At 44.3% G+C, this 24,523-nt stretch carries 25 protein-coding genes; 14 read left to right on the top strand and 11 right to left on the bottom strand.

Annotated features, from left to right (window positions below):
• The first annotated feature begins 42 nt into the window (after nucleotides 1–42).
• Both AC23N5_RS26810 and AC23N5_RS26805 read left to right on the top strand, forming a co-directional pair.
• Nucleotides 43–669: a hypothetical protein gene (locus AC23N5_RS26810; RefSeq protein WP_487757902.1), complete on the top strand. Its 627-nt coding sequence runs from the start codon at nucleotides 43–45 to the stop codon at nucleotides 667–669.
• On the top strand, nucleotides 656–1,096 hold the full coding sequence (locus tag AC23N5_RS26805; RefSeq protein WP_487757901.1) for a VOC family protein: 441 nt from the start codon (nucleotides 656–658) through the stop codon (nucleotides 1,094–1,096). Before AC23N5_RS26810 ends, AC23N5_RS26805 begins: the two co-directional genes overlap by 14 nt.
• Before the next feature lie 79 nt (nucleotides 1,097–1,175).
• On the opposite strand, the gene AC23N5_RS26800 is transcribed toward AC23N5_RS26805, so the two are convergent.
• From AC23N5_RS26800 to purE, 3 genes are all read right to left on the bottom strand, one after another.
• Nucleotides 1,176–1,808 carry an acetyltransferase gene (locus tag AC23N5_RS26800; protein WP_487757900.1) on the bottom strand — a complete coding sequence of 211 codons (633 nt, stop codon included), beginning with the start codon at nucleotides 1,806–1,808 and terminating at the stop codon, nucleotides 1,176–1,178.
• Between the two features lie 39 nt (nucleotides 1,809–1,847).
• Nucleotides 1,848–2,561 (bottom strand): LysM peptidoglycan-binding domain-containing protein, encoded by a 714-nt coding sequence (locus tag AC23N5_RS26795; RefSeq protein ID WP_487757899.1) that lies wholly within the window; start codon nucleotides 2,559–2,561, stop codon nucleotides 1,848–1,850.
• Nucleotides 2,562–2,665: 104 nt separating this feature from the next.
• Nucleotides 2,666–3,154 carry a 5-(carboxyamino)imidazole ribonucleotide mutase gene (gene purE, locus AC23N5_RS26790; protein ID WP_487757898.1) on the bottom strand — a complete coding sequence of 163 codons (489 nt, stop codon included), beginning with the start codon at nucleotides 3,152–3,154 and terminating at the stop codon, nucleotides 2,666–2,668.
• A 117-nt stretch (nucleotides 3,155–3,271) separates the two neighbouring features.
• Between purE and AC23N5_RS26785 the strand changes: the two genes are divergently transcribed.
• A complete protein-coding gene (locus AC23N5_RS26785) occupies nucleotides 3,272–4,180 on the top strand; it encodes a sterol desaturase family protein (RefSeq protein ID WP_183971486.1) in 909 nt (302 codons plus the stop codon).
• Here AC23N5_RS26785 and AC23N5_RS26780 read toward each other — a convergent pair.
• Entirely contained in the window at nucleotides 4,155–5,180 is a 1,026-nt protein-coding gene (locus AC23N5_RS26780; protein ID WP_183971487.1) for a LacI family DNA-binding transcriptional regulator, read from the bottom strand. The two genes, AC23N5_RS26785 and AC23N5_RS26780, sit on opposite strands and share 26 nt — an antisense overlap.
• A 102-nt stretch (nucleotides 5,181–5,282) precedes the next feature.
• On the opposite strand from AC23N5_RS26780, the gene mce reads away from it, so the two are divergent.
• Both mce and AC23N5_RS26770 read left to right on the top strand, forming a co-directional pair.
• Nucleotides 5,283–5,690 (top strand): methylmalonyl-CoA epimerase, encoded by a 408-nt coding sequence (mce, locus tag AC23N5_RS26775; RefSeq protein WP_183971488.1) that lies wholly within the window; start codon nucleotides 5,283–5,285, stop codon nucleotides 5,688–5,690.
• A gap of 6 nt (nucleotides 5,691–5,696) precedes the next feature.
• Nucleotides 5,697–6,356, top strand: coding sequence for a lysoplasmalogenase (locus tag AC23N5_RS26770; RefSeq protein WP_183971489.1), 660 nt, complete (start codon nucleotides 5,697–5,699; stop codon nucleotides 6,354–6,356).
• Nucleotides 6,357–6,442: 86 nt separating this feature from the next.
• Here AC23N5_RS26770 and tamL read toward each other — a convergent pair whose 3' ends face one another.
• Nucleotides 6,443–9,079, bottom strand: a complete 2,637-nt coding sequence (gene tamL, locus AC23N5_RS26765) for a translocation and assembly module lipoprotein TamL (protein WP_487757897.1) — start codon at nucleotides 9,077–9,079, stop codon at nucleotides 6,443–6,445.
• A gap of 20 nt (nucleotides 9,080–9,099) precedes the next feature.
• Here tamL and AC23N5_RS26760 point away from each other — a divergent pair, with 20 nt between their 5' ends.
• From AC23N5_RS26760 to AC23N5_RS26720, 9 genes are all read left to right on the top strand, one after another.
• Nucleotides 9,100–9,849, top strand: coding sequence for a TrmH family RNA methyltransferase (locus AC23N5_RS26760; protein ID WP_487757896.1), 750 nt, complete (start codon nucleotides 9,100–9,102; stop codon nucleotides 9,847–9,849).
• A gap of 52 nt (nucleotides 9,850–9,901) precedes the next feature.
• Nucleotides 9,902–10,462: a Uma2 family endonuclease gene (locus AC23N5_RS26755; RefSeq protein WP_183971492.1), complete on the top strand. Its 561-nt coding sequence runs from the start codon at nucleotides 9,902–9,904 to the stop codon at nucleotides 10,460–10,462.
• A 242-nt stretch (nucleotides 10,463–10,704) separates the two neighbouring features.
• The gene (locus AC23N5_RS26750) at nucleotides 10,705–11,436 is read left to right on the top strand and encodes a hypothetical protein (protein ID WP_183971493.1); all 732 of its coding nucleotides are present in this window, start codon (nucleotides 10,705–10,707) and stop codon (nucleotides 11,434–11,436) included.
• A 182-nt stretch (nucleotides 11,437–11,618) separates the two neighbouring features.
• Nucleotides 11,619–12,362 (top strand): hypothetical protein, encoded by a 744-nt coding sequence (locus AC23N5_RS26745; RefSeq protein ID WP_487757895.1) that lies wholly within the window; start codon nucleotides 11,619–11,621, stop codon nucleotides 12,360–12,362.
• A gap of 190 nt (nucleotides 12,363–12,552) precedes the next feature.
• A complete protein-coding gene (locus tag AC23N5_RS26740) occupies nucleotides 12,553–12,993 on the top strand; it encodes an SMI1/KNR4 family protein (protein ID WP_487757894.1) in 441 nt (146 codons plus the stop codon).
• Nucleotides 12,994–13,295: 302 nt separating this feature from the next.
• On the top strand, nucleotides 13,296–13,772 hold the full coding sequence (locus AC23N5_RS26735; RefSeq protein ID WP_487757893.1) for a MarR family winged helix-turn-helix transcriptional regulator: 477 nt from the start codon (nucleotides 13,296–13,298) through the stop codon (nucleotides 13,770–13,772).
• A gap of 58 nt (nucleotides 13,773–13,830) precedes the next feature.
• Nucleotides 13,831–15,156, top strand: coding sequence for a TolC family protein (locus AC23N5_RS26730; RefSeq protein WP_487757892.1), 1,326 nt, complete (start codon nucleotides 13,831–13,833; stop codon nucleotides 15,154–15,156).
• Nucleotides 15,157–15,158: 2 nt separating this feature from the next.
• Nucleotides 15,159–16,217 carry an efflux RND transporter periplasmic adaptor subunit gene (locus AC23N5_RS26725; RefSeq protein WP_487757891.1) on the top strand — a complete coding sequence of 353 codons (1,059 nt, stop codon included), beginning with the start codon at nucleotides 15,159–15,161 and terminating at the stop codon, nucleotides 16,215–16,217.
• A 12-nt stretch (nucleotides 16,218–16,229) separates the two neighbouring features.
• Nucleotides 16,230–19,352, top strand: coding sequence for an efflux RND transporter permease subunit (locus AC23N5_RS26720; protein ID WP_487757890.1), 3,123 nt, complete (start codon nucleotides 16,230–16,232; stop codon nucleotides 19,350–19,352).
• A 345-nt stretch (nucleotides 19,353–19,697) separates the two neighbouring features.
• Here the strand turns inward: AC23N5_RS26720 and AC23N5_RS26715 are convergent, their stop codons facing one another.
• From AC23N5_RS26715 to trxA, 6 genes are all read right to left on the bottom strand, one after another.
• Nucleotides 19,698–20,648 (bottom strand): hypothetical protein, encoded by a 951-nt coding sequence (locus AC23N5_RS26715; RefSeq protein WP_183971501.1) that lies wholly within the window; start codon nucleotides 20,646–20,648, stop codon nucleotides 19,698–19,700.
• A gap of 201 nt (nucleotides 20,649–20,849) precedes the next feature.
• Nucleotides 20,850–21,407: a Tll0287-like domain-containing protein gene (locus AC23N5_RS26710; protein WP_487757889.1), complete on the bottom strand. Its 558-nt coding sequence runs from the start codon at nucleotides 21,405–21,407 to the stop codon at nucleotides 20,850–20,852.
• Between the two features lie 577 nt (nucleotides 21,408–21,984).
• Nucleotides 21,985–22,587 (bottom strand): transposase, encoded by a 603-nt coding sequence (locus tag AC23N5_RS26705; RefSeq protein ID WP_487757888.1) that lies wholly within the window; start codon nucleotides 22,585–22,587, stop codon nucleotides 21,985–21,987.
• A gap of 412 nt (nucleotides 22,588–22,999) precedes the next feature.
• Nucleotides 23,000–23,620, bottom strand: coding sequence for an arsenate-mycothiol transferase ArsC (locus AC23N5_RS26700; protein WP_487757887.1), 621 nt, complete (start codon nucleotides 23,618–23,620; stop codon nucleotides 23,000–23,002).
• A gap of 124 nt (nucleotides 23,621–23,744) precedes the next feature.
• Nucleotides 23,745–23,951 carry a YgaP family membrane protein gene (locus AC23N5_RS26695; RefSeq protein WP_487757886.1) on the bottom strand — a complete coding sequence of 69 codons (207 nt, stop codon included), beginning with the start codon at nucleotides 23,949–23,951 and terminating at the stop codon, nucleotides 23,745–23,747.
• Nucleotides 23,952–23,985: 34 nt separating this feature from the next.
• Nucleotides 23,986–24,309: a thioredoxin gene (gene trxA / locus AC23N5_RS26690; RefSeq protein WP_487757885.1), complete on the bottom strand. Its 324-nt coding sequence runs from the start codon at nucleotides 24,307–24,309 to the stop codon at nucleotides 23,986–23,988.
• Nucleotides 24,310–24,523: the final 214 nt, after the last annotated feature.

Here is a 24,523-nt window from a genome sequence, read left to right as displayed (position 1 = left end):
ACTGAACTAATTTTGTGTCGTTAAACATTTAAACACAGCAAAATGAAAACGATTCTTGTTACATCCGTAGTTTTATTAACTTCCTTTTTCGCAGTTTCACAAAATTCTACCACTCGTACACTATTTAATGGAAACCCCGCTAAAAATAATAACATAACTGGCTATGGTGCTGCTTCTGCTAAGCTTACCCGCTTTGCCGATAAGCCTGCCCTAATGACTGGGGGCTATGGAGGTGTACTGCTAAATCACGGCTTTATGATTGGGGCAGGAGCGTATGCACTTACTAATAATGTATATGTCCCTAATGAAAAATTGAATAACAATCGTGTTCGTTATGATATGGGGTACGTGGGGTTGGTAATTGAGCAAATGATAGCACCACATCACCTAATTCATTTTACAGGAAATGTTCTGTTGGGCGGAGGTTATGTTGCCAAAAGCGAAGCGGGTAAAAAGCCAGAAAATCTTGGAGGTAATCAAACTTGGGATCGTAGTTATTTTTATGCGATTGAACCTTCGTTGGGAGTAGAAGTTAATACTTTTAAATGGATGAAGGTAGCGGTAGGGGGAAGTTATAGATGGATTTCAAATTCAGAAACACCCTCAATTACTGATGCCCAAATGAGTGCGCCGTCAGGCTATGTTACACTAAAATTTGGAAAATTCTAAGCATAATTTTTGCTTAGGCAAACTTTTCTCAACTATGAATGCTACCCAAATTAGAATAGCTCGTCCTACCAATCGGTGGGACGAAGTTTTAGAGTTTTATGAATCAGGGTTGGGACTTCCCCGAATTGGTTCTTTTGAAAATCATGACGGATATGATGGTATTATGTTAGGAATGCCAAAGGCAAATGTTCATTTAGAAATAACCCAGCACCGTGACGGAAGTATTTGTGCTTCACCTACTGATGATAACTTACTTGTTTTTTATTTTGACACACCTCAAAAATATCAAAAGGCGGTAGAACAACTTGAAAATACAGGGGTTGTAGAAGTAAAGCCTGAAAACCCTTATTGGATAGGGAAGGGTAAGTCATACAAAGACCCAGATGGGTGGGGTATTGTACTTTTTAACGGAGTTTATTCCTCTTGACTTATACAAAACGTGGCTAAATTCACTTAAAAAAGGTTTAACCACATTTCTGTATAACCTAGGAGTTGTGGTATCATTCTTACACTTTCTTCGCAGGATTTCCGAAGACTCGCCCTCCCGCTGGGACGCTTTCTACCACTACGGAGCCAGCTCCTACGCTGGCTCCTTGGCCGATGGTCACTCCCGCGATGATGGTTACACCTGAGCCAATGAAGGCGTCGTTTTCAATTGTTACGTTGCTTCCAACGACGCTTCCAGCGCCAATATTCACAAAGTCGCCTACTTCGGCACCGTGCTCTACGATGGCTCCCGTTTGGAAGATGCTGTGACTACCCACTTTGGCAGTAGCGTTGACGACGCTTCGTGGAGCGAACAAATTTCCGTGGCCAATTTCGGACAGCGCCGAAATAACCGCTGTATCGTGAATGGCATTGACGGGCATCACGTGGCGGCGTTCGTTGAGCATTTCGACGAGGTCGCGACGGATAGTCCGTTCTTCGATGGCTACAAACGCTTCACATTTTTTGCCAATAAGTTTTAAAAAACCGTCGTCGTCGGTGTTGCCTAAAACGGAGTATTCACCAATTTCGCTGCCGTGGAGTGAGGCGTCGTCATCGAGCAAGCCATACACAACAACATTATTACGTTGAAAAATATCTAAGGCAACAAGTCCTAAGCCTTTTGCCCCAAAAATAAGAACTGGATTTTCCATAAATGATTTTCAGATGATTTCTGGATGCGGCCGACTTCGCTATTTCTTTTCAGGAAATGGAATAATGAGCTTTTCGCCGCGTGCAGTGATGTTTTGGGTCTTTTTGTTGGCGGCCATGAGTTGCTCTACTGTCACCCCATATTTGGCAGCTACCACCCGTAAAATGTCGCCTGGGCCTACGGTATGAATCGCCTGTACCCGAATTTTAATCTTGGTTACGCCCGATTTGACGTCTTTGCTTTCGTCCTGAATAGTTGGGTTGTTACCTTTGAGTGTAGTACCACGCACATTGTAGCGATTGGCAATACCATAAAATGTTTCTCCTGCCTGAACAACGTGCGTGATTTCAATGCCACCAGGGTCAACCGCCACGGGTTTGGGCTTTTCAACTGGTTTTTCTTCCGCTTTTTTAGGCGTTTCTTCCTCTTCTGGGCGTGGCGTAGCAGTCGCTAATTCTTCGTCCGCAGCGGGCGCAGGTGTCGATTTATCGTCGATAGCGACATCGGCATTTTCGGTTTGCTCAGTGGACGCAACAGCTGCAGGGTCTGTATTTTCAGGTACAGGCTGAAGCTCACGGGCGTTGGGGTCAACGGGTGTGTTTAAGAGCTGATCCACGTCGGCGGCATCGTCGGCGATATACTCATAGCCAACATAAAGTAGCCCAGCAATCATCGCAACCAAAACAAGTAAAGAGATGTAGGGTAGTTTAGAAGCCTCGTCAGGACGGCGGTTTCTATTTTCGTTTTCAGACATGTGTATTAAAAAAAAGTTGAGAACATTTGAGGATACTTCCGATTTGTACTATTCTCAGAAATAACGCCGCAACAAGCTACGGGACTGCAAAACAAAGGCAAATTTTATGCCACAGTTTTTTGGGCTTCGAGGCTCATTTCGGCTACTTTTTGCTTCAAAGACTCTTTGTAGTCGGCGAGTTGGGTGGCTACGTTTTCGTCGAAAGTACCTACAATTTGTACGGCCAACAACCCCGCATTTTTAGCGCCGTTGAGCGCAACCGTTGCTACAGGCACACCACTTGGCATTTGTAAGATAGACAGCACCGAATCCCAGCCGTCGATAGAATTACTACTTTTTACTGGAACTCCAATCACGGGAAGGGTGGTGAGTGAGGCAATCATGCCAGGCAAATGAGCGGCTCCGCCTGCTCCCGCAACGATGGCTTTTAGTCCCCGTGCACGGGCAGTTTTTCCGTACTCAACCATTTTTTCGGGGGTGCGGTGCGCCGACACTATGTCTATTTCGTAAGCGATACCAAATTCTTTTAAAACATCAACCGCTTCTTGCATGACCTTGAGGTCTGAGAGGCTGCCCATTATGATTCCTACCATGCTGTGTTTGTGTGTATTAGTTGCTATAATACGAGCTTTTGACGGCTTTGTCAACTCTATCGCATTAATTCTCGTTTGATTTTGCGTAAATTGCGGCACAAAAATAGTATTTTTCTAATGAGTAACGAATTAGAACAAACCATTATTCAGCTCACAACGCCTTTGTATGCGCTTTTGATTGGGCTGGAGGCTTTATTGAGCCACCGTCAGCACCGTGATTTTTACACCTGGCGTGACACCCTTACCAACTTCGTTTTGATGCTCCTCAACGGAGGCATTGATTTGGCCTTTCGGGCAGTCTATGTTGTTGTTTTGGTATGGTTTTATCAATACCATGTGACGGTCATAGATAACGTTTATTTGTATTGGTTTTTGTTGTTTTTGGCCGAAGATTTTGTGTTTTACATTTTACACGTCGTCGATCACTATTGCCGATTGTTTTGGGCAGTACACGTCACGCATCATTCGTCCGAGCATTTCAACTTAACGACAGGCTTCCGTTCGTCGGTATTTCAGCCCTTGTATCGTTTTGTTTATTTTATTCCATTGGTACTTTTTGGCTTTAAGCCTGCGGATATTGTCCTGATGTATTCGATTACCCAGACCTACGGAATTTTGGTACATACCAATTACTTAGGAAAATTGGGCTGGCTTGGGTATGTATTTGTGACTCCTTCCCACCACCGCGTTCACCATGCCTCCAATGTAGCCTATTTGGACAAAAACATGGGAATGTGCCTTATTATTTGGGATCGATTGTTTGGTACTTTCCAAGAAGAGCTTGACCAAGAGCCTGTGCGATATGGACTTACCAAGTCGTTGGAAGATACAAGTTTAGGTAATACCATTTTTCACGAATGGAAAGCCATTGCCAAGGATTTGGGGCGGAATGTAGGGATTACAACAAAATTAAAATACCTTCTCAATCCCCCTGGCTGGTCGCACGATGGGAGCACCCTAACGAGCAATCAGTTGAGGGAGTTGGAGGAAAAACAAAAATCTAGCTCTTCAGTGACGACTCTCTAATCACCAAGGCGGCAGGAAGCATCAGGCTTTCTGCCGAACTTTTTTGTACGGCTTCGTTCAAAAAAATACGGGCAGCTTCGGCCCCAATTTGTTTGCCAGGACGGCGCACCGTAGTGAGCGAAGGAAAGATATAGGCCGAAATGGGGGAGTCATCAAACCCAACGACGGCCACTTGATTCGGAATGTGCAAACCGCGCTCTTTGATGACGTGCATCGCCCCAATCGCTACTTGGTCGTTGACCCCAAAAATGCCGTCGGGAGGTTGTGGTAAATCCAGCAGCCGCTGGGTCGGAATGATGGCACTTTCGATTTTGAAATTGGTACTCGCAATCAATTCTTCCACAACGGGCAGATTGTATTTTTTCAAGCATTCGGTATAACCCAGAAAACGCTGTTCGGTAATGGCCAAACCTTGTGGCCCTTTGAGGTGTGCAATGCGTTGGCATCCCATTTTGATGAGGTGTTCGGTGGCGGCAAAAGCCCCTAAATAATCGTCGATAGTAACGCGGCCTGCTTCAAACCCTTCGTATTCGCGGTCAATAAAAATCAAGGGTACTTTGCGCTGAATAATGCTTTCGAGGTGTTCGTAATGGCCTGAGTCGTAGGTTTCTTGCGAAATCGACAAAAAAATACCTTCTACGCGGTTGGCCAATAGTTTTTCTACGTATTCTTTTTCCAACGCATAACTTTCATTGGTAACACAAATATTCATCAAATACCCTTGTGGCTGAAGCACACTCTGAAGCCCTTCGATGATGGTCGTTTCGTGTTGGTGATTGAGCGAAGGCACGATGACGCCCAACGTGCCTGTTCGTTTATTGAGCAAGCTCAACGACACCGAATTGCGCTGATAACCCACTTTTTGGGCATATTCTTGCAAGTTTCGGCGGGTATCTTCATTGATCAACGGATGATTGTTCAATGCCCTCGAAACAGTAGATGGAGAGCACTTAAACTTCCGTGCAATGTCTTTGATGGTAACGGGGCGGTCGGTGGCCATGCGAGTGGGGGTGAATTTGCTCGCTCGAAAGTACAGAATAGTGCTGAAATGAGCGTTATATTTGGAAGAAATGTACCTTTACATCTTCATCATCAACTCACTATGCTAACGAACGTAGAACACCTCGGTATTGCCGTAAAAAGCCTAGCGGCTTCGGACGAATTGTTTACCAAATTATTCAATGTTGCTCCTTATAAACACGAAGAAGTGGCTTCGGAAGGCGTGACTACTTCCTTTTTTAAAATCAACCAGACCAAAATCGAATTACTCGAAGCGACCAATCCCGACAGTCCGATTGCGAAATTTGTTGAGAAAAAAGGGGAGGGGATTCACCACATTGCGTTTGAGGTGGACGATATTTTGTCTGAAATGGAACGGCTTAAAAATGAGGGATTTGTGCTACTGAACGAAACGCCCAAAAACGGTGCAGACAACAAACTGGTGTGTTTTCTTCACCCCAAAGGCACCAATGGCGTGTTGATTGAGCTTTGCCAAGAGAAAAAAGACTGATTGAAGATGAACATAAAACTATTTATCTACATGGCCATCGTAGTCGCAGAAATCATCTGCGGCTATGTGGGTTTTCGGGAAGGCGTATATGTATTGAAGCCACTCATTATGTTATCGCTCATTTATTGGCACCTCGACTACCTAAAAACGCATCCGTTGCTGTGGATTGGGATGTGGTTTGGCCTTGGCGGTGATGTGTTTTTGATGTTTAGCGGAACTCAGATGTTCATGGCAGGGCTTGGGTCTTTTTTGGTGATGCAATTGTTTTACATAACAGCATTTACAAAGCAAAAAACGGCCAAAGGAAAGCAGGAATTAGCAGGAAAAACTTGGCAACTTGTCGCTCCCTTTGCGCTGTACGGGCTGAGTTTTTTGGCGATTTTATACCCTTCGATGATGAATAATGCCGCGACCAAGGGGCTTTGGATTCCCGTAGTGGCTTATTCGGTGTGTTTGTGCAGTATGGGAGTGGCGGCGGCCTTGCGCAAATATTCGGTTCGTCAAGCGAGCTATGTATGGGTTTTGGCGGGTGCCGTGCTCTTTATTTTGTCCGATTCTACCATTGCCCTCAATAAGTTTATGCAACCTTTTGATGCTTCATCGCTCTTGGTAATGACGACCTACGCCGCAGCCCAGTGGCTGATTATTTGGGGAGTGAAGAAGTAAGGGGCAAATTGTGGGGAGGGTTGCTCACAACCCGACGAGTGAATAGTCAGTACGAGCGAGGACGCTCGCGCTATCTCAACAAAATGCTAAAAAGGATAACCAATACCAATATTAAAGACGGGTAAATTGGCACTAGAACGACGGAATGAAAACCGTGGAAGCACATAGCGCTCGTCGATGGTGATTGGCTTTCCGTCGGCGTCTTTAGTTTCAAAAATGCGGCTCGGGTCATAGACTTTGATCCCCATGTCGAGGCGGAAAATGAAATAAGAAAGGTCATATCGCAGCCCTACGCCTGTGCCCACTGCAATCTCTTTGTAAAAACGACTAACGTCGAAAGCGCCTTTGAGGGTATTTTGGTTGGGCGTGGCGTTTTTGTCGAGGCGTAAGCGCCAAGCATTGCCAGCATCGATAAACAAAGCGTAATTAACATCGCCCACAAACCGAAACAGATGCCCCCGAAGTTCGAGGTTAGTTTCCATCAAAACGTCTCCTAGTTGCTCAAAACGATACTCAAAGCTGCTGTATTCGGTGACGCCAGGCTGCAAAGTGGTGGTCGTGCCGTTGCGGAAAATCGGACTTCCCGTTTGCAAATCGACGTTGGGGTAGGCCGACCCAAGCCCAAGCCGCCGAGGAGGCCATGCCCTGAGGCTGTTGCTACCACCGCCCGTGAGCGACTTTTCGTAGGGAGCAACGCGTCGGTTGTTGTAATTAAAAATCAAACCAGCATTGGCCCGATAGACCAGCGTACTTTTGGGGCCAATGGGGTGGTAAGTTCGGTATTCTCCGTTGAATTTTAGAAATTTATAGAGTTCAAAACCTGTGAGAATGAGCGGGAGTCTTTGTTGTCGGAGCAGGTTGAGCGAGGTTCCCCCAGCTTCTACAAACCAGCGCAAATAGTGCGCTTTTCGGTTTTGACCAATGATGTTGTTATTAAACACATACGAAAAACTCATGCTCGAAATAACCGCCGATTGAAAGCTGAATTTCAGGGGATTGCCTCCGTAGGTGTAAAGTGAATCCAACAAATAGGAAAACTTTTGGCTTTGTTTACTTTCCAAAATACTCAAATCAATGGGCGTGAAGTTGAGGTATTCGTACTCGCTTTTTTTCCAGTTGTAGCGCAAACTCGCCTGAAAACCACTTCGTACAAAATCAGGGTCAGCGCCTAAGAAATCGCGGTTGGTGTAGTTATAGCCAAGGCTTAGGATGCTTCGTGGGGTCTTGCGGTTGAGGCGCGACGCGAGTTTTCCAGGAAATAAAATACGGGGAAAAATAAGGGCGGTATTGGCACCCAGTTCTAGCGTACGAACGAGTTGAGAGGTATTATTTAACCCAAAATTGGCATCCAAGGCACCGCGTAATGACACTTCAAAGTTTTCGAGCCGTCCAAAAATATTACGAACCCGAAAAGTGCCATTCAAAAAAGGGCCAGGAAGGTTTTGTACCACGTTTACGCCACTTTCACCCGTTACTTGGTACTTGTCTTGGGGCAATACCCGAATAAGCGTCCGAATTTGGCCGTTGGTAGTATCCGATTCGATATTAATAAATTGAAACTGGTCAAGCACACTCAACTGACGGTAGGTTTCTTCCCAATCGCTTTGTTTGTAAAGTGCCCCTGGACGGAGCAAAATTTTGCTATCCAAAACGCGAGGGGCGTAGTTTTGTTTGGGCAAAAAGGAATACGTAATTCCGCGAAAAGAAGTGGTAGCTCGTGGTGTGCTGTTGGGGTCATTGGGAAGTGGCTCTACCCGAAAACCCACGCTGCTAAACCGATATTGGGTATGCGTGGTCTGATTGCGGGGGTAATTGACCTGCAAACCTTTAATGTCCACGATGTGAAACAAGGAGTCGGTGGCGGGGTCGTGCGCGCTGGTATCTACCAAAAAACCGCCGTAACGTTTCCCAAGGGCATTTTGAACGGGGCGAAGGTAGTTTTTATCAAAACCATAGTAGCCATTTTCACGCATGAGGCGTTCAATGCGTCCGCTTTCGTTGATGACGTCGCTATTGCGGTAGTTTTTGTTAGATTTCAAAAAAGACACTTCCTTGTTTTTTTGCAACAAGGAGTCAATGGCGGCATCTTTGTGGGTAAAAATATCGACGTTTCGGAGGCGGTGCGGAAGCCCTTCTTTGATGCTATAAGTGGTTCGGACGTGGCGCAAAAGGGTATCGGTGGCAAAAGAGACGTGGGCATCGCGGTAGCCTTGGTTAATCAAATAATTTTTGATTTTCTGGGCGTTGCTTTGCGCATCTTTGTCCGAAAAATAGACGGGAGGTTCGCCTACGGTTTGCATCCACCAATTGCCCGACTCGATGCGTTTTTGGTATTTTGTTCCCAAACGCGTGTATTTGCGACGCAGTTTGGCAAGCTTTCGGCTGTCGTTGGCATAGCGCTCAAACTGAAGTTCATAATAATTGGTCAGGGAGTCAAGTTTTTGGCGGGCGGGAGTGCGGTCGTAGCGTTTGTCGAAGTATTGATATACCCACAGCGAAACCGTTGCCCCAGGTATGGCCAAGAAGCGCTTGTTGGGGCGCTGGGGAAGGAGGGCGGCCAAATCTTCGGTTTTGACGGCACTATTTCCTCGGAAACTTTGGTTTCCAAGCAAAAATTCATCTTTTTTGAGGGTACTTTTGGGAGAACAAGCACCTAAAATAAGAAGAAAAATCAGCGACAAATACCCCAAAAAGGGGCGAAAATGAGTTGCCTTATTGTGCATTATCGACAATTATATACCTGATGCTTTCTAAGAACATATTAAAATACCTCACCTCGCTCCAGCAAAAAAAATACCGTCAAGAATACGGCGCTTTTTTGGTGGAAGGGGCTAAAAGTGTCCTTGAACTACTTGCCTCCGATTTCGAGGTAGAAATGGTGGTGGCAACCGACAAATTTTACAAAGAAAACACGCGAAGCTTAGAGAAACAACCTTTTCGGGTTGAAATAGCTACGCCTGACGAGCTCGTACGGGCAGGAACGCTGCAATCCAACGATGCGGCGCTTGCCGTGGTTAAAACGAAATCGAACGATTTTTTGTATGCCGAAGAAGGAGAATACGTGCTGGTACTGGACGATATTCGCGACCCTGGCAACCTGGGGACAATGATTCGGATTGCAGACTGGTACGGGATTCGTAAAATGGTGTGCTCGCTCACGACCACCGATTGGTACAACCCCAAAGTGGTGGCAGCCAGCAAAGGCTCGTTTACGCGAGTTCAGGGCTTTTACACCGATTTAGGGGCTTATTTTGAGGGGCGCTTAGCGCGCGAGGTGAGCGTGTATGGGACGTTTTTGGAAGGAAAAAATATTCACCAAATTACATTTGCCAAAACAGGCTACATCGTAATGGGCAACGAGTCGAACGGGATTGGGAGCGAGGTTGAAAAATTTGTGACAGATAAGGTGACAATTCCTCGTTTCGGAGAGGCCGAATCACTCAATGTGGGCATTGCCACCGCGATTGTGCTGGATAATTGGCGGCGAAAGTAGGGAGGAAGAGTTTTGGCTAAAAAATTGTATTTTTGAAAAAAGAACTACCACCATGATACAAACTTCACAAAATACTGTGCAATTACCTCGTACGCTGGAAGAGTTTCTTGATTGGGAACCTAATGACGGTTACAAGTATGAATGGAACGACGGGGATATAATTCAATTTACAGGAATGAAAAAAGAACAGCTTTATATCTATGACCTACTGCTTGGTCTATTTTTCGAACAAGGATATAAAAAAGTAGGAACTTTAGTCGCAGAACAGGATGTGATGTTGTCAGGTATTCAAATGCGCCGTCCAGACATTTCCTATTTTACCCGAGAACAAGTACAGAAGAGTAGGTCGGGGGAGGATGTAATTCCTGAGTTTGTGATTGAGATTATTTCCAACAATGACCAAATCAATCAGCTAGAAAAGAAAATTACAGAATATTTCAGAGCAGGTGTAAAAGTGATTTGGAACATCATTCCCGAACATGAAGTCGTGTATGTTTACACGTCTCGCCGCGATGTAAAAGTTTGCCTTGAAGATGATGTTTGCTCGGCAAAACCTGTGCTACCTATGTTTGAAATAAAGGCATCGGCTCTATTTTCTGGAGAAATGGATTAGCTGTTTTTCAAAATGAATAACTATGCGTCGGGATGTTGCTATCTCGGCGTTTTTTTTGCGTCGGAGACTACCCATCGTGTGCCCGATAGCGCGAGCGTCCTCGCACGTGCTGACAATTCTGAGGCTTCAAGCCTTGGTAGGGAAAATAAGGAGGCTAGAAGCCTGCTAATAAAAGGCACGAGCGGGGATGCTCGCGCCATCGGGGTGCGACGAACAGAAATAGAACAATAACTTTTTTTGATATGATACATGTTGAAGATGTAGAAAAATACCTGATTGAGATTGTAACTGACTATCTCATAAGCCAAGGTTTCGAGCATTTGGCAGAAGACCCTGCTTGTGTATTTACCAAATTCTTTCCGTTTGGTTTTGACCAAATCACTTTTGATATTTCCGAAGTGATTCATGGCAGTAGTGTAAAATATGTTCTCGTCAGAGGATATAAAAACATTGAAAAACATTGGGAGAAATATTATGAGATAGTAGGGTATCCATTGACTTCTGATGTACCTACAATAGCAACACATGCGATTCTTATTGATAAAAAATATGAAAAATATCCTGACGATGCTATGATGTACGGTGGGGCTGATTTAATAAGGAATAACCACGAACAACAGGACTTAAAACAATATTTTGAAGAGTTCAAATGGCAATATGAAAATCTATTGATACCCGTTTTAGAAAAATCAAGAGATGTAAGGTGGTTAGACCAAAAAATCAATGCCGAACCGCTGAAATTTAAAGATTTTGGAGAAATAGCTCCTATGACACATAGCACTGAATTTCACAAACTCATCATAGCCAAATTAGCAGGCAATCCGCGCTATGAGCAAATCTATCAGCTTGTCAGAGGTACGTTGGTAGAGTGGGCTAACGAAGAAGAACAAGGCAAAAATATGTTGTCTGCTTTTGATAAAGTCTATGAGGATTTAAAAGAAGTTAAGCCTTTGGAGAATCCTATTTTATCATAATTATAAAAAACATTCTATGAAGCTTCTGCTGGCGATTGCTCTGCTAGTGCTGATAATTTCAAGGCTTCAAGCCTTGGTAGGGAAAATAAGGAGGCTAGAAGCCTGCTAATAAAAGGCACGAGCGGGGATGCTCGCGCCATCGGGGTGCGGCGTATAGAAATAAAATAATAACCTTTTTTGATATGGTACATTTTGAAGATGTAGAAAAATACCTGATTGGGATTGCAACCGACTACCTCAAAAGCCAAGGTTTCGAGCATTTGGCAGAAGATCCTGCCTATGTATTTACCAAAATTCTTCCGTTTGGTTTTGACCAAATCACTTTTGATGTTTCCGAAGTGATTCATGGCAGTAGCATAAAATATGGCCTCATCAGAGGATACAAAGATATTGAAAAATACTGGGAGAAGTATTTTGAGCAGGCAAGGGGGTTTACATTTTTATCTCATTTGCCAACATTAGCCACATTCGGGACTAATGCTATTTGTATTGATAACAAATATGAAAAATATCCCGACGACGCTATGATGTATGGCGGGGCTGATTTAATTAGATACAACCGCGAGGAAGAGGATATAGTGCGTTATTTCGAGGAGTTCAAATGGCAATATGAGAATCTGATTGTGCCCGTTTTGGAAAAGTCGAGAGATGTAAGGTGGTTAGACCAAAAAATCAATGCCGAACCACTAAAATTTAAAGATTTTGGAGAAATAATGTTAATAGGATATAGCGAGGGATTCGACAAACTCATCATTGCCAAATTGGCAGGCAATCCTAACTATGAGCAAATCTATCAGCTTGTCAGAGGTACGTTGGTAGAGTGGGCGGCAGAAGAAGAGCAAGGCAAAAATATGTTGTCTGCTTTTGATAAAGTCTATGAGGATTTAAAAGAAGCCAAGCCTTTGGAGAATCCTATTTTATCATAATTATAAAAAACATTCTATGAAGCTTCTGCTGGCGATTGCTCCGCTCGTGCTGACAATTCTGAGGCTTCAAGCCTTGGTAGGGAAAATAAGGAGGCTAGAAGCCTGCTAATAAAAGACAAAAGCGGGGACGCTCGCGCCATTGAGAGAGACAAGTTTGTAATTAAATGCAAATACTAAGATGTTGAAAAGTTTGAAAAAACTTCAATTTGGCAGTTTAATGCCGTGTGAAAAAAGTAGTGACTTTGCTAACATTCCAAGTCAATATGCTTATTTTTTGGAATATACTAACGGTGGAAGAATCGAAAATGCAACTATTTTAATTAATGTGAATAATGAAGTTACTATTGAGTATTTAGACACTTTTATGTCTTTAGAACAATTGCTAAATAATGAATATTTGCTTGGCTACCTTGACTACTTAGAGTCAGATGAATACTTAATGTGTAAAAATATAATAGGCGCTTATAAAGTATTTTGTTCTACTATGGATTCTAATACCTTTTTTGCTTTTCGTGTTAAAGAAGAAATAAAAAATGATATCTACTTTATAGATTTAAACGGATACCCTTTTAAAGTTTACCATGTTTTTCAAGATTTTCAATCATTTATAGATAAAATAAGTGTTGAATAATGTTATCCACCCTCGTTGTGTATAGTATTCGGTAGAACACTGCGTACTGTCGATAGCGCGAGCGTCTTCGCTCGTGCTGACAATTTCAAGGCTTCAAGCCTTGGTAGGGAAAATAGGAGGCTAGAAGCCTGCTAATAAAAGGCACGAGCGGGGATGCTCGCGCCATCGGAGAAAATACAGCTAAAAATACTACTTGACTTCAATCTATCCTATTCCTCATCGTTGGTAGCGTTTTTTTTACCATTCATAATTTTTTTTAAAATAAAATTGGTTGATATGTCAACTTGTTTTACTTTTGCCGCATGGAATCTCAACAAGGAATACATATCAAGGAAAAAATCTGGAAACATTTGGGCCAGTATCTAACCTTCAACATCAACCACGTGTCTCATTTGTTTGTGAGAAAAATCAATCGTGAGTTGGGACAGACGGGGCTGTCGATTCAGATTGAGCAGTTCCCGATTTTGTTTTTAGTTCGCTATTCGGCCGATGAGCCACTTTCGCAGCAAGACATTGCCAATTTGCTCCAAAAGGACAAATCGGCGATTCAGCGCTCGATTCGTACCTTGGAAAGAGATGGTTATATCCGAATTGTGAGCGATGACGTGGACCGCCGTCGTAACCTTATCCACCTCACGCCCGCAGGGAAATTTGCCGTGGATAAAATCGCTGATTTGGCAGCGGTCATCAACCAAGACGTGACTAGTAAACTCACCCAAGAAGAATCAGAAACCTTGATGAAGCTTTTACAAAAAGTAGCTTCGACCATTGAATTTTAAATTTTTTGTTCAATTAGTTGATATGTCAACTTGTAATTTTTCTTAGTAAAGTACAACCATGAAAAAAATCGCAGTCTTTTTAACGCTTCTGCTGTCGGCTTCGCTACCGAGCTTCGCGCAGCAAACGTGGTCGTTGAAAGCTTGCCTCGACTACGGCCTTCAGCATTTTGGTTCGGTGCGAATCGCTCAGTACCAACAGGAGACGGCCAACGAGCAAGCTCGGCAAGCCTTGGGCACTTATCTGCCGCAAGTATCGGCGACTGGAAACTTCACCGATAACCTCAAACTCCAAAGCACGCTCCTACCAGCGGGCTTTGCAGGCCCCGAACCTAAGCGGATTTCGTTGGGTTCGAAGTACCAAACCGTGGCTTCGGCGCAATTGACCCAAACCATTTACGACAAAGCCGCTTTGCTTGGTTTGAAAGCCGCTGAGCCCAACCAAAAATTGGCCGACTTGTCGATGCGCCAAACGAAAGAAGAGATTATCTACAACATCGCGAGCAATTACTACCAAGTATTTATTGTAAAACAGCAGATTGCGTTGTTGAAAGATAACCTAGACCGTACCGAAAAAGTGTTGAATGTCTTGCGGTTACAGCGCGATAATGGCGTGATTCAAGCCATTGACGTCACCAATACCGAAGTTACTTATAACAACACGCGCTCGCAGTTGGCGTTGAGCGAAAGCAATTTGGCGCTGGCTCTCAACCGCCTCAAATACCAAATGGGGCTCACGCAAGACCAAGAGGTAGATGTCTCGGATTCGTTGCTACTTCGTCAAACGCCGCAGGTAGAAACGAGTCAATTTAACGCGCCAGGGTTGGTGTCGTACCAAAAAGCGGCGACCAATTTGGAATTACAAAAACTTCAATTGCAGCGAATTAAGGCAGGCTACCAACCGACGTTGAGCTTTACGGCCAGTTATGGTTCGATGGCGTTGGGTAACCAATTTGCCGATGGCTTTCGCAATTTTACGGGCTTCGGAAGCGTGGGATTGCGCTTAAACGTGCCGATTTTCGATGGTTTTCAGCGGGATGCGCAGTACAAACAACAGCGCCTCACGATTTTGACCCAAGAAGAACAATTGCGGATGAACGTGGCGGCGTTTGGATTGCAGTTTAACAACGCCCAAACCCAAATTCAAAAAGCCAGTACAAGCATCCAAAACGATGAACGTACCGTGAAGCAAGCTCAAGAGGTTTATAACGTCGTGACGTTGCAGTACAAACAAGGTACCAAGTCGTTGACCGACCTCATCAACGCCGACAATTCGTACCGTCAATCTCAATCGAATTACATTAACTCACTCATTAATTTTTACCAAGCGCGCCTCGACCTCGAACAGTCGCAAGGAACGTTGCTAACTTTCTATAATCAACTCTAGAAATGAAAAAGTCCTCATTTATCGTCGCTCTGGTTTTGGTAGTCGCTGCGTCACTGATTGCTTTTCGGTTGACGGCCAATAAAAAGAAAATTGATGCTCAAAAAGCATTGCCAACCACCAATAATAATACCCCTATTCCAGTCACTGTCAGTCGGGTAGCGGAAGGAGAGGTGTCTCAACAATTGATTAAAACAGGAAACTTGGTTCCGTTTAAGGAAGCGGCTATTACGGCCATGACCGCAGGACGTGTTACCAACGTCAACTTTGACCTTGGTTCGCAAGTGAGTCAATGGGCAGTTTTGGTACAATTGGATAACAAATTGAAAGAATTATCGCTCGAATCGACGCAATTGACCATCAACAAACTCAAAAAAGACGTGGATCGCTACACCACTTTGTTGGCAGGAAACGCAACCACCGAAATACAGGTCAACGAAGTGAAGTTCAACTACGAAAATGCCCTTAATCAGGCCGAACAAATCAAAAAACAAATTGCCGATGCGGCGGTGAAGGCACCAATCAGCGGTCGTATTGTGAAAAAAGACATCGAACCAGGTGAGTTTGTGGGTGCGGGTACGGTGGTCGGGACGATTTTGGACGTAGCACGTCTGAAAGTGGATGTTCAGGTCAACGAAAGTGACGTGTATCAATTGAAGGTAGGGCAAGTTGTGAAAGTAACGACCGATATTTTTCCTGATAAAGTACTGACAGGAAAGGTGAGCTACATCGCGCCGCAAGGAAGCAATGAGCACAATTATCCCGTTGAAATTACGATTGCTAGCCCTGCGGGATTGAAAGCAGGAACGTTTGTAAACGTCGATTTTTCCCAAAAATCAAATCAGCGGGCGTTGCTTATTCCGCGTTTGGCGTTGGTCGAAAGTTTGAAAAACCCGTACGTCTATGTGGTAAACAACAACGTAGCGCACCAGCGTATCATCAAAGTTGGGCGTGAATTGGGCGATAACATTGAGGTGCTCAGTGGCCTTGAAACAGGTGATTTAGTGGTCGTGACGGGTCAATTGAACCTCAGCGAAGGACGTAATGTGCAGATTACTAAGTAAAAAATTACAACCATGTCAATTACCGAAATAGCCGTTAAACGACCCTTGTTGGTCACTACTGTTTTTATCGTCCTGATTTTATTCGGGGTGCTGGGCTATAAACAGTTGTCATATAACTTATTGCCCAAATTTGAAGCCAACGTGATTAGCGTGGCAACTACCTATATTGGCGCTTCGGCCGATGAGGTAGAAACCAACGTGACGAAACGGATTGAAGACGCGCTGTCGTCGTTGGAAGGCTTAGATCGCATGACTTCGACGTCTCAACAAGGCGTGTCGTTGGTGACGATTCAGTTGAAAAATGGTGTAAATACCACTTTAGCTCAGCAAGATGCCCAACGGAAGATTGAACAAATTATCAACATCCTCCCAGACGAAGCCGACCGCCCGATTGTGAATAAGTTTTCGACCGACGAAATTCCCGTGCTACGTATGGGGGTAACCGCCGATTTGTCGCCCACCGAATTGTACGATTTGATTGATGATGAGTTGAAACCACAGTTGGCCAACGTGCCAGGCGTAGGTCAGGTCAACGTCGTAGGTGGAAACAAGCGTCAGATTCAGGTCAATGTCGATAGCGACAAGCTTCGAGCATACGGAGTGTCGATTGTACAAGTGTCACAAGCCATCAACAACGCCAATACCAGCTACCCAGCGGGGCAGCTCGAAACCCGTACCGCCCAGTACGCTATTCGTTTTGACGCGACGCTCGAAACAACGTCGCGCTTGCGTGACTTAGTGTTGGCGCGCCGTACCAACGGTAGTGAAATTTTACTCCGCGACATTGCCGAAGTAGTGGATGCAACGGCCAAACCAACGGCCATCAACCACATCAATGCCAAGCCTTCGATTGGGATTCAGATTAGCAAACAGTCGGATGCCAACGCGGTGTCGGTGAGTGAGTTGGCACGCAAAAAAATGGAGGTTTTGGAAAAACAATACGCCAAATCTCACCTGAAATTCAACATTGCCTCCGACCAGTCGGTTTATACTTTGGCTTCGGCGCACGCGGTGGTGGACGACTTGTTTTTGGCGATTCTTATTGTATCAGTCGTGATGTTGTTGTTCTTACACAGCTTCCGCTCGTCGCTGTTCGTATTGGTCGCGCTGCCTTCGTCGATTCTACCGACCTTTTTGCTGATGTACTTGGCAGGTTTTTCGTTGAACCTGATGACCTTGATGGCGCTTTCGTTGGTGGTAGGGATTTTGGTCGATGACTCGATTGTGGTGTTGGAAAATATCAACCGACACCTCGAAATGGGCAAAGACAAACGAACAGCCGCCCTCGATGGACGGAGTGAAATTGGCTTCACGGCTTTGGCCATTACCTTGGTGGACGTGGTGGTATTCGTACCGTTGGCTTTAACGGGTGGATTGATTGGAAATATTTTGCGTGAGTTCTCGCTCGTGGTGGTGTTCTCGACCTTGATGAGTTTGGTGGTTTCGTTTACGTTGACGCCGTTGTTGGTATCACGTTTTGGAAAACTCGAAAGCTTAAATCCAGATAGCTTGTGGGGAAAACTTAACCTCGGTTTTGAGCGCTTTATTGATAGTCTTACGGCTGTTTATGTCTATTTCTTGAAGTGGGTGTTGGGTCACAAACGATGGATGTATTTGACCATTTTGGGGATGTTGGTGGCAACCATTTACCTTGTACCAGCAGGCTTTATCGGAGCAGCATTTATGCCGCAAAGTGACCAAGGAGAAATGAATATTCAGCTCGAATTAGCACCGACAGCCTCGATTTACCAAACCAATGAGTTGTCGCAAAAAGCGGAACAAATGATTATGAAGCACCCCGAAGTGACCAACGTCTTTACCAACGTGGGTTACACAAGTACCAACTTTGGGGCATCGTCCAACAGCAACATTGCGGAGTTGAACATTAAGTTAGTGGATAAAAAACAGCGGACGCTTTCTACTGAGAAATTTGGGCAAATGCTCAAACACGAATTGTTAGAACTGCCAGGCATTAAAGTGACCGTAAGCCCAGCCAGTATTGTAGGGGCATCGCAAGCACCGATTCAGATTGCCATCAAGGGAACCAACCTTGAAACCATACGGAAATCGGCGGCACAGGCATTAGACATTGTGAAGTCGGTACCAGGAACGCAAGACGTGAAGTTTTCGGTAAAAGACCCTAAGCCTGAAGTGACTGTAAAACTTGACCGCGAAAAAATGGCACAGTTGGGTATCAGTGCCATGGACGTTGGGATGGCCTTACAAAACTCATTCCGAGGAAACGACCGTGCGAAATTCAAACAAAACGGCAACGAATACGACATTTTGGTCAGTCTCGACCAGTTTGACCGCTCGCGGTTGAACGATGTAAGTCGCTTGTTGTTTGTCAATAATCAAGGAAAAACGTTTGAGTTATCGCAGTTTGCGCAAGTGCAGGAGCAATCGGGTGAGAGTGTGTTGGAACGTATCAATCGCCTTTCGTCGATTACCATCAACGCCCAAGTCGTAGGTCGTCCTGTGGGTACGGTAGGGGCTGACATTCAGAAAAAAATGAACGAAGTAAAACTGCCAGATGGCGTTTCGGTAGAATATTTGGGGCAAATGCAACAACAATCTGATGCTTTTGGAAGCCTTGGCTTAGCCCTCGGAATCGCGATTTTGCTGGTTTATTTTGTGATGGTGGGTTTGTACGAAAGCGTGGTTTATCCGTTTGTAGTATTATTCTCCATTCCTGTGGCGTTGATCGGTGCCTTGTTGGCCTTGGCCCTTACGATGGAAAGTTTGACGGTATTCTCCATTGTAGGGATGATTATGTTGCTAGGTTTGGTGGCCAAAAACGCGATTTTGATTGTCGATTTCACCAATCACCTCAAAGAACAAGGTTACGACGTAGTGCATGCCCTGATTGAAGCAGGAAAAGAGCGGATGCGCCCCATCTTGATGACAACGCTCGCGATGGTGTTCGGGATGTTGCCGATTGCGTTGGCAAGCGGTGCAGGTGCCGAAACCAAGAATGGGATGGCTTGGGTTATTATCGGAGGTTTGACCAGCTCACTTGTTTTGACGCTCTTCATCGTGCCAGGTACGTACTTGGTGGTTGACCGTATCAAAGAACGTTTCAGCGGTCGCAAGAAAAAGAAAGCCAAAAAGGCCGATTTGGCAGAAGTAGTCTAGCGGTTTCTATAAATAAACTGATAAGCCCTCGTTAGAGAATTCTAGCGAGGGTTTGTTGTGTAGTGGGTTTTTGGTTCTCGGTTGGGTAGGTTAGCGTTTTGATTAGGGCAGGTTTGTGGGTCTCTTTCGGGCGAGTTGGTGTATCTCTTTCGGGCAGGTTTTGAGAAACCTGCGGCACGGTGTGAGCAGGTTTCTCAAAACCTGCGTATTCGGTTTCTCAAAACCGAAGGTAAGAAAAAACCATGTCCAATTTTAAAAACAAAAATGCGGTCGGGTAAGTACCTGACCGCATTTGGGTAATTGGGCATTGTGTATATATGAAAGGGATTTCTTGTTTCAGGCCACTTACTTGATGGTAAACTGGCTGCTTCCGATTCTAAAACCTTCAGAATAAACTTCTACGTTGTATTTCCCTGGGCGTAGGCGCTGTGGATTATCGTACATCATTTCAACAGTTTGATTGGTGTTTTGATAAGCCACGCGGTCTTTGGTCGTAAACATCATGTCTTGACCTTGCCAGTTAAACTTCCCAGAACCCATCGCTTCGTCTGTGATAACCGCTCCTTCGGGATCAAGAACACGAACATAAATTTCTTTTTCGTTCGTTTCTGTCAATGGGTTAGGCGGAAGCGTAAATTGCAATTTCAATTTGTCAACGCGTTTTGAACGGTAAGTGTCGTCGGTACGAACTTTGCCTTTTGGTGAAACGGCCAACACTTTGATATTTTCGGCTTTAAGTGCCGCCCCAATTGCTACTTTCTGGCTAAGTTCACGGTTTTTGCTAGAATAGGCTGTTACCGAATCCGTTAGCTGCATTTTAGTTTGCGTAAGGGTTTCTTTTTCTGTTTTTAGGTTCGTGTTTTCACTGGCTAAAGATTGATTTTCAACCGATAACAAACCATTTTCTTCTTTCAGCTTCGCAATTTCCACGTCTTTGTCGGCCAAAAACTGCTCGTATTCCTTGATTTTAGCGGTGTATTTACCAACTTCAAATTTGGCATTTTTACGCAATGCTACTTTATCAGCCTCCAACTTCGCTTTTACTTTCATTAGTTCCTCGACGTTTCCGCCCAACTGTTGCACTTCGGCAATCTTGATGTCCAAACTACGCGACACCGAGTCTAATTTTGTCTGAGTGAAGGCCAATTCTTTGGCTTTTTGGACGATGCTTACCTCTTTCGACTCCGTTTCTTGTTTTTGATTGTAAAACAAGATGCCAAACGTACCTGTCGCTAAAGTCATGATGATTAGCGCTACCCACGCAAAAGGGCTTTTTCCTTGCTGATTGTTTTCCATGATTGAAATTGATTGTTTGGTGTAACTTAATTAAAGCAAGTACAGCGTTGTTTCATGTTTTGTATAAATGAGGTCTCAATTGTGTTTGTATGCCAAGAATATCAAAAAAGCCATTCCTAGCCCAAAAACGCAGTGTTATGGGTAAAATTGTGGAGGAAGTTCCACACATTGAGTAAACGGTAAGAAGCAAAAGGGGAAGTTTTATTCCTCAAACGACAATTTCCAAGCGCCACGGAGGTCGTTGAGGGCGTAGCCTGTGGCTTTGTCGAAGCGGTATTTTTCCTTGATGGTAGAAAGCGTTGCTGAATTAATGTCCGATTTGGGGTTGCCGTGGCATTGGAGGCAAGTGGGCATCGCTACCCGAATCGGCTTGTAGTAAATAATGCCTTTGGGTGTTTGGAGGAGGGTGTCTTTGGGAGAATTAGCCGAAGCAAACGATTCTAGTAATTTGCGTTCAAAGAGGGATGCCGCATTTTTAGGATTGCGATTTTTGACCGAAATCCGCTGAATACGAACTTTGTATTTCTTTGACAATGAGTCGGTCAGGGGCATGGCTCGTTCACTACAAAAATCGACGGCATAGTCGGAACCTCCTTTTTGAATCGCGCCTAGTAAGTTACGCACAAGTACTTGTTGGGCTTGAAGGCTGAGGGAGTCGCCCAGTTTTCGGTAATCAATAGGAGCCTGCGAACTAGGCTGAAAAGCCGTGCCGACGATAGCCATAACAAACAACAATCCTGCCGCAAGTACCGATTTCATAGGAGACGATTAGTTTGAGTTTTTTTTCGGGGACGCAATTTTATACAATACCCAGCCGAAGCCCGCTACCAAATGTAGCAGAACAACACCAAAGAAAAAAGCAGCCATTTTGATAGATGTTTAATGTGCTACAAAAGTAGGCTGCTTTCAAATAAGAAACTGTGACATAGGTCACATAGGTCAGACGATAGTCAGACCGATGAATTGTTTGTGCTACGATGTTAGCTAAGTCGCTGATGAGGAGAAGTCTGACTACCGTCTGACTTGAGCATGAGGATGTCTCGGTCAGACGATAGTCAGACCGATGAATTGTTTTGTTACGATGTTCGCTGAGTCGATGATGAGGAGAAGTCTGACTACCGTTTGACTTGAGTAAAAAAGAGGATGATGTCTCGGTCAGACGATAGTCAGACCGATGAATTGTTTGTGCTACGATGTTAGCTAAGTCGCTGATGAGGAGAAGTCTGACTACCGTCTGACTTGAGCATGAGGATGTCTCGGTCAGACGATAGTCAGACCGATGGGTTTTGTGGGTTACAATGTTAGATGATGCGAAGGAGCCTGACTGCCGTCTGGCTCAATCATACAAATACTTGATTTTAGCTTCGGAAATTACTTGATAGGATTCTTGGTAAAAGCTATCCTGTTGAATACCAATCAAATCAAACGCGGGTTGTTTGCTAACCAAAGTACCACTCCGTAACCCTAAATAATCCCTGAACGAACTGAATTCCCAATCCTCTATTTTGGGGCAAAGGTTTGCCACAAATGGATTCTGATGTATGTAATGAAAACATACGAAAGGGTAATTGTTGCTTGGCTTCTCACCGTCGCTTTCCAAGTTTTTGAATTTCGTTTTTTGGCGAAATAAAGAGCCTGTTCTATGGTATTTCTTGTTAAACTCGTTGGCATATCCGCTAAGTAATAGCCTGAAACCATTATTTAAAACTGTGCTTGTCAATTGTCCCAACTTAACAGGTTCTATTGATTTTTGAGTCGTATTGATTAAAAAGTGAAAGTGGTTGGGCATCAAACAATAGGCTACTATTTCACAATGAGGGAGTACCTTTTCTCTGACGTGTCTAAGAAATTGGACATAGTCATCTTTGGTGTGAAAAATGATTTCTTGGTTGTTCCCTTGGTTATATACATGATACAGGCGTTCGGCTAAAACTTGCATACAGTGAATAGTTGAAATTTGCTCAAATTCAGACTATTACTTGTTTTATAAGTCACTATGGTGAGAGTCAGACGATAGTCAGACTCGGAGTGTATAGTCTAATTATCGTCGGTCTGACTTTTAGGTTACTGTAGGTCTGACTATCGTCCGACCTGGTCAATAATTCAGACTATTACTTGTTTTATAAGTCACTATGGTGAGAGTCAGACGATAGTCAGACTCGGAGCGTATAGTCTAATTATCGTCGGTCTGACTTTTAGGTTACTGTCGGTCTGACTACCGTCTGATCTGGTCAATAATTCAGACTATTACTTGTTTTATAAGTCACTATGGGGAGAGTCAGACGATAGTCAGACTCGGAGCGTATAGTCTAATTACTGTCGGTCTGACTTTTAGGTTACTGTCGGTCTGACTATCGTCTGACCTGGTCAACCTTGTCAAATACCCATTTCATCTCAGTCGCTATCTGCCGACAGCGAGCGTCGTAAGTAGCGCTTTCGGCGGGAGTATCGTCCGAAACTTTGGGGTCAACGTACATAATCGGTAAGCGTTTTTCAGCTCCTGGAATAAAGGGGCAGTTGGCCTCGGCGTGATCGCAGGTCATAATGGCGGCAAAAGCACTGCTTGGATTAGGAGCTTGGTCATAGACTTTGGAAAAGGCGATGATGGGTTGCGACGAATCATCAAAACTAATTTCGTAAACGGGATTGTCAGATTCGGTAGTCTTTGTGACTTTCAAACCTGCTCGCTCAAAAGCTGCAATGGTTCGAGGATTGCAGGCGGTGGTTTCTGTTCCACCAGAAAAACAATATACATCTTTGATCCCAAAATAGGCCGCTGCCACTTGTGCCCACACTTGCCCTAAATGGCTACGGCGGGAGTTGTGAGTGCAAATAAAGGTCAGATTAATAGGCTGTTGTGTCGCTAATTTACCTTTTATATATTTTACTAAGGATTGTAAAATAGCTTGGCGTTCGGCGGATACTTCGGTGAGATTGAGGGATTCAAAGTAGGTATTGAGTTGAGGAGTCATGATTAAAATTTATGACCGATTTCAAGTAAACATTTGTTAATCGTAAAAATACGATAAGGGAAATTGTAAAAAAACACCCACCCCAAATTACTTGAGGCAGGTGTTTGGAAAGGGCAAAGTTGTATTACTTCTTCACAGAACAAGTATTCAGTCCTATGAGTGTATAAAGTGGGCAAAAGCTTACCAGGCTGGTCAAGAAAAATACTGCCGCCACTACCAGAGCCACAATGCCTATGGTACCCGTAAGCGTTCCTGTAAAGTACAAAACAGCTACGATGGCTGCTACAACGAGGCGAATAATGCGGTCGGCACCGCCCATGTTTGGTTTCATTGTGATAGGGTTTAGAGGGTTCGACGATGGATAATTACTGTGCGTATGTACGTGGTAGTTGGTTGACAACGTGTTCCAACTGTTTTTTCTGCACTACGCCCGACTGCCGCCACACGACTTGGCCCTTCTGAAACACTACAAGCGTAGGTACACTTTGAATTCGGTAGGCTTGGGCAGCGGCGGGATTTTTGTCCACATCAATTTTTAGAACCCGCACTCTGTCACCCATTTGGCTGGCAAAATCTTTAAGGATAGGCGCCATCATTTTGCAAGGCCCGCACCACTCCGCAAAAAAATCAACTACGACTGGCGTATCTCCGCTAATGATGTCTTTGAAAGATTGTTGTTTCGAGTCCATGACATGTATGTGTTTTTTTATGTAGCAAAGATAATGCAGAAGGACGTGTTTGTACGTGATGAATATCACATAAGGACAAAGGAATAAAAATTTTGATAGGCCAACTTAGTTTTTTATGATTTGTGTTTTTGTGTTATAAAGCATGTCTTTACTAAGGTTAATTTGTTGAAATAGAGTGGTATATACTTTGTTCGTATATACTTTTTTGTGATGT

It is taken from the genome of Runella sp. R5_40 (assembly GCF_057652295.1).
The sequence above is the reverse complement of the archived record's forward strand: the minus strand, read 5'-3'. Positions and strand labels throughout refer to the sequence as shown.

Excerpts from the sequence above, each read along its gene's own strand:
- AC23N5_RS26810 (WP_487757902.1), top strand. The coding sequence starts at position 43 with ATGAAAACGATTCTTGTTACATCCGTAGTTTTATTAACTTCCTTTTTC.
- AC23N5_RS26800 (WP_487757900.1), bottom strand. The coding sequence starts at position 1,808 with ATGGAAAATCCAGTTCTTATTTTTGGGGCAAAAGGCTTAGGACTTGTT.
- AC23N5_RS26795 (WP_487757899.1), bottom strand. The coding sequence starts at position 2,561 with ATGTCTGAAAACGAAAATAGAAACCGCCGTCCTGACGAGGCTTCTAAA.
- purE (WP_487757898.1), bottom strand. The coding sequence starts at position 3,154 with ATGGTAGGAATCATAATGGGCAGCCTCTCAGACCTCAAGGTCATGCAA.
- AC23N5_RS26785 (WP_183971486.1), top strand. The coding sequence starts at position 3,272 with ATGAGTAACGAATTAGAACAAACCATTATTCAGCTCACAACGCCTTTG.
- AC23N5_RS26780 (WP_183971487.1), bottom strand. The coding sequence starts at position 5,180 with ATGGCCACCGACCGCCCCGTTACCATCAAAGACATTGCACGGAAGTTT.
- mce (WP_183971488.1), top strand. The coding sequence starts at position 5,283 with ATGCTAACGAACGTAGAACACCTCGGTATTGCCGTAAAAAGCCTAGCG.
- AC23N5_RS26770 (WP_183971489.1), top strand. The coding sequence starts at position 5,697 with ATGAACATAAAACTATTTATCTACATGGCCATCGTAGTCGCAGAAATC.
- tamL (WP_487757897.1), bottom strand. The coding sequence starts at position 9,079 with ATGCACAATAAGGCAACTCATTTTCGCCCCTTTTTGGGGTATTTGTCG.
- AC23N5_RS26760 (WP_487757896.1), top strand. The coding sequence starts at position 9,100 with ATGCTTTCTAAGAACATATTAAAATACCTCACCTCGCTCCAGCAAAAA.
- AC23N5_RS26755 (WP_183971492.1), top strand. The coding sequence starts at position 9,902 with ATGATACAAACTTCACAAAATACTGTGCAATTACCTCGTACGCTGGAA.
- AC23N5_RS26750 (WP_183971493.1), top strand. The coding sequence starts at position 10,705 with ATGATACATGTTGAAGATGTAGAAAAATACCTGATTGAGATTGTAACT.
- AC23N5_RS26745 (WP_487757895.1), top strand. The coding sequence starts at position 11,619 with ATGGTACATTTTGAAGATGTAGAAAAATACCTGATTGGGATTGCAACC.
- AC23N5_RS26735 (WP_487757893.1), top strand. The coding sequence starts at position 13,296 with ATGGAATCTCAACAAGGAATACATATCAAGGAAAAAATCTGGAAACAT.
- AC23N5_RS26730 (WP_487757892.1), top strand. The coding sequence starts at position 13,831 with ATGAAAAAAATCGCAGTCTTTTTAACGCTTCTGCTGTCGGCTTCGCTA.
- AC23N5_RS26725 (WP_487757891.1), top strand. The coding sequence starts at position 15,159 with ATGAAAAAGTCCTCATTTATCGTCGCTCTGGTTTTGGTAGTCGCTGCG.
- AC23N5_RS26720 (WP_487757890.1), top strand. The coding sequence starts at position 16,230 with ATGTCAATTACCGAAATAGCCGTTAAACGACCCTTGTTGGTCACTACT.
- AC23N5_RS26715 (WP_183971501.1), bottom strand. The coding sequence starts at position 20,648 with ATGGAAAACAATCAGCAAGGAAAAAGCCCTTTTGCGTGGGTAGCGCTA.
- AC23N5_RS26710 (WP_487757889.1), bottom strand. The coding sequence starts at position 21,407 with ATGAAATCGGTACTTGCGGCAGGATTGTTGTTTGTTATGGCTATCGTC.
- AC23N5_RS26705 (WP_487757888.1), bottom strand. The coding sequence starts at position 22,587 with ATGCAAGTTTTAGCCGAACGCCTGTATCATGTATATAACCAAGGGAAC.
- AC23N5_RS26700 (WP_487757887.1), bottom strand. The coding sequence starts at position 23,620 with ATGACTCCTCAACTCAATACCTACTTTGAATCCCTCAATCTCACCGAA.
- AC23N5_RS26695 (WP_487757886.1), bottom strand. The coding sequence starts at position 23,951 with ATGAAACCAAACATGGGCGGTGCCGACCGCATTATTCGCCTCGTTGTA.
- trxA (WP_487757885.1), bottom strand. The coding sequence starts at position 24,309 with ATGGACTCGAAACAACAATCTTTCAAAGACATCATTAGCGGAGATACG.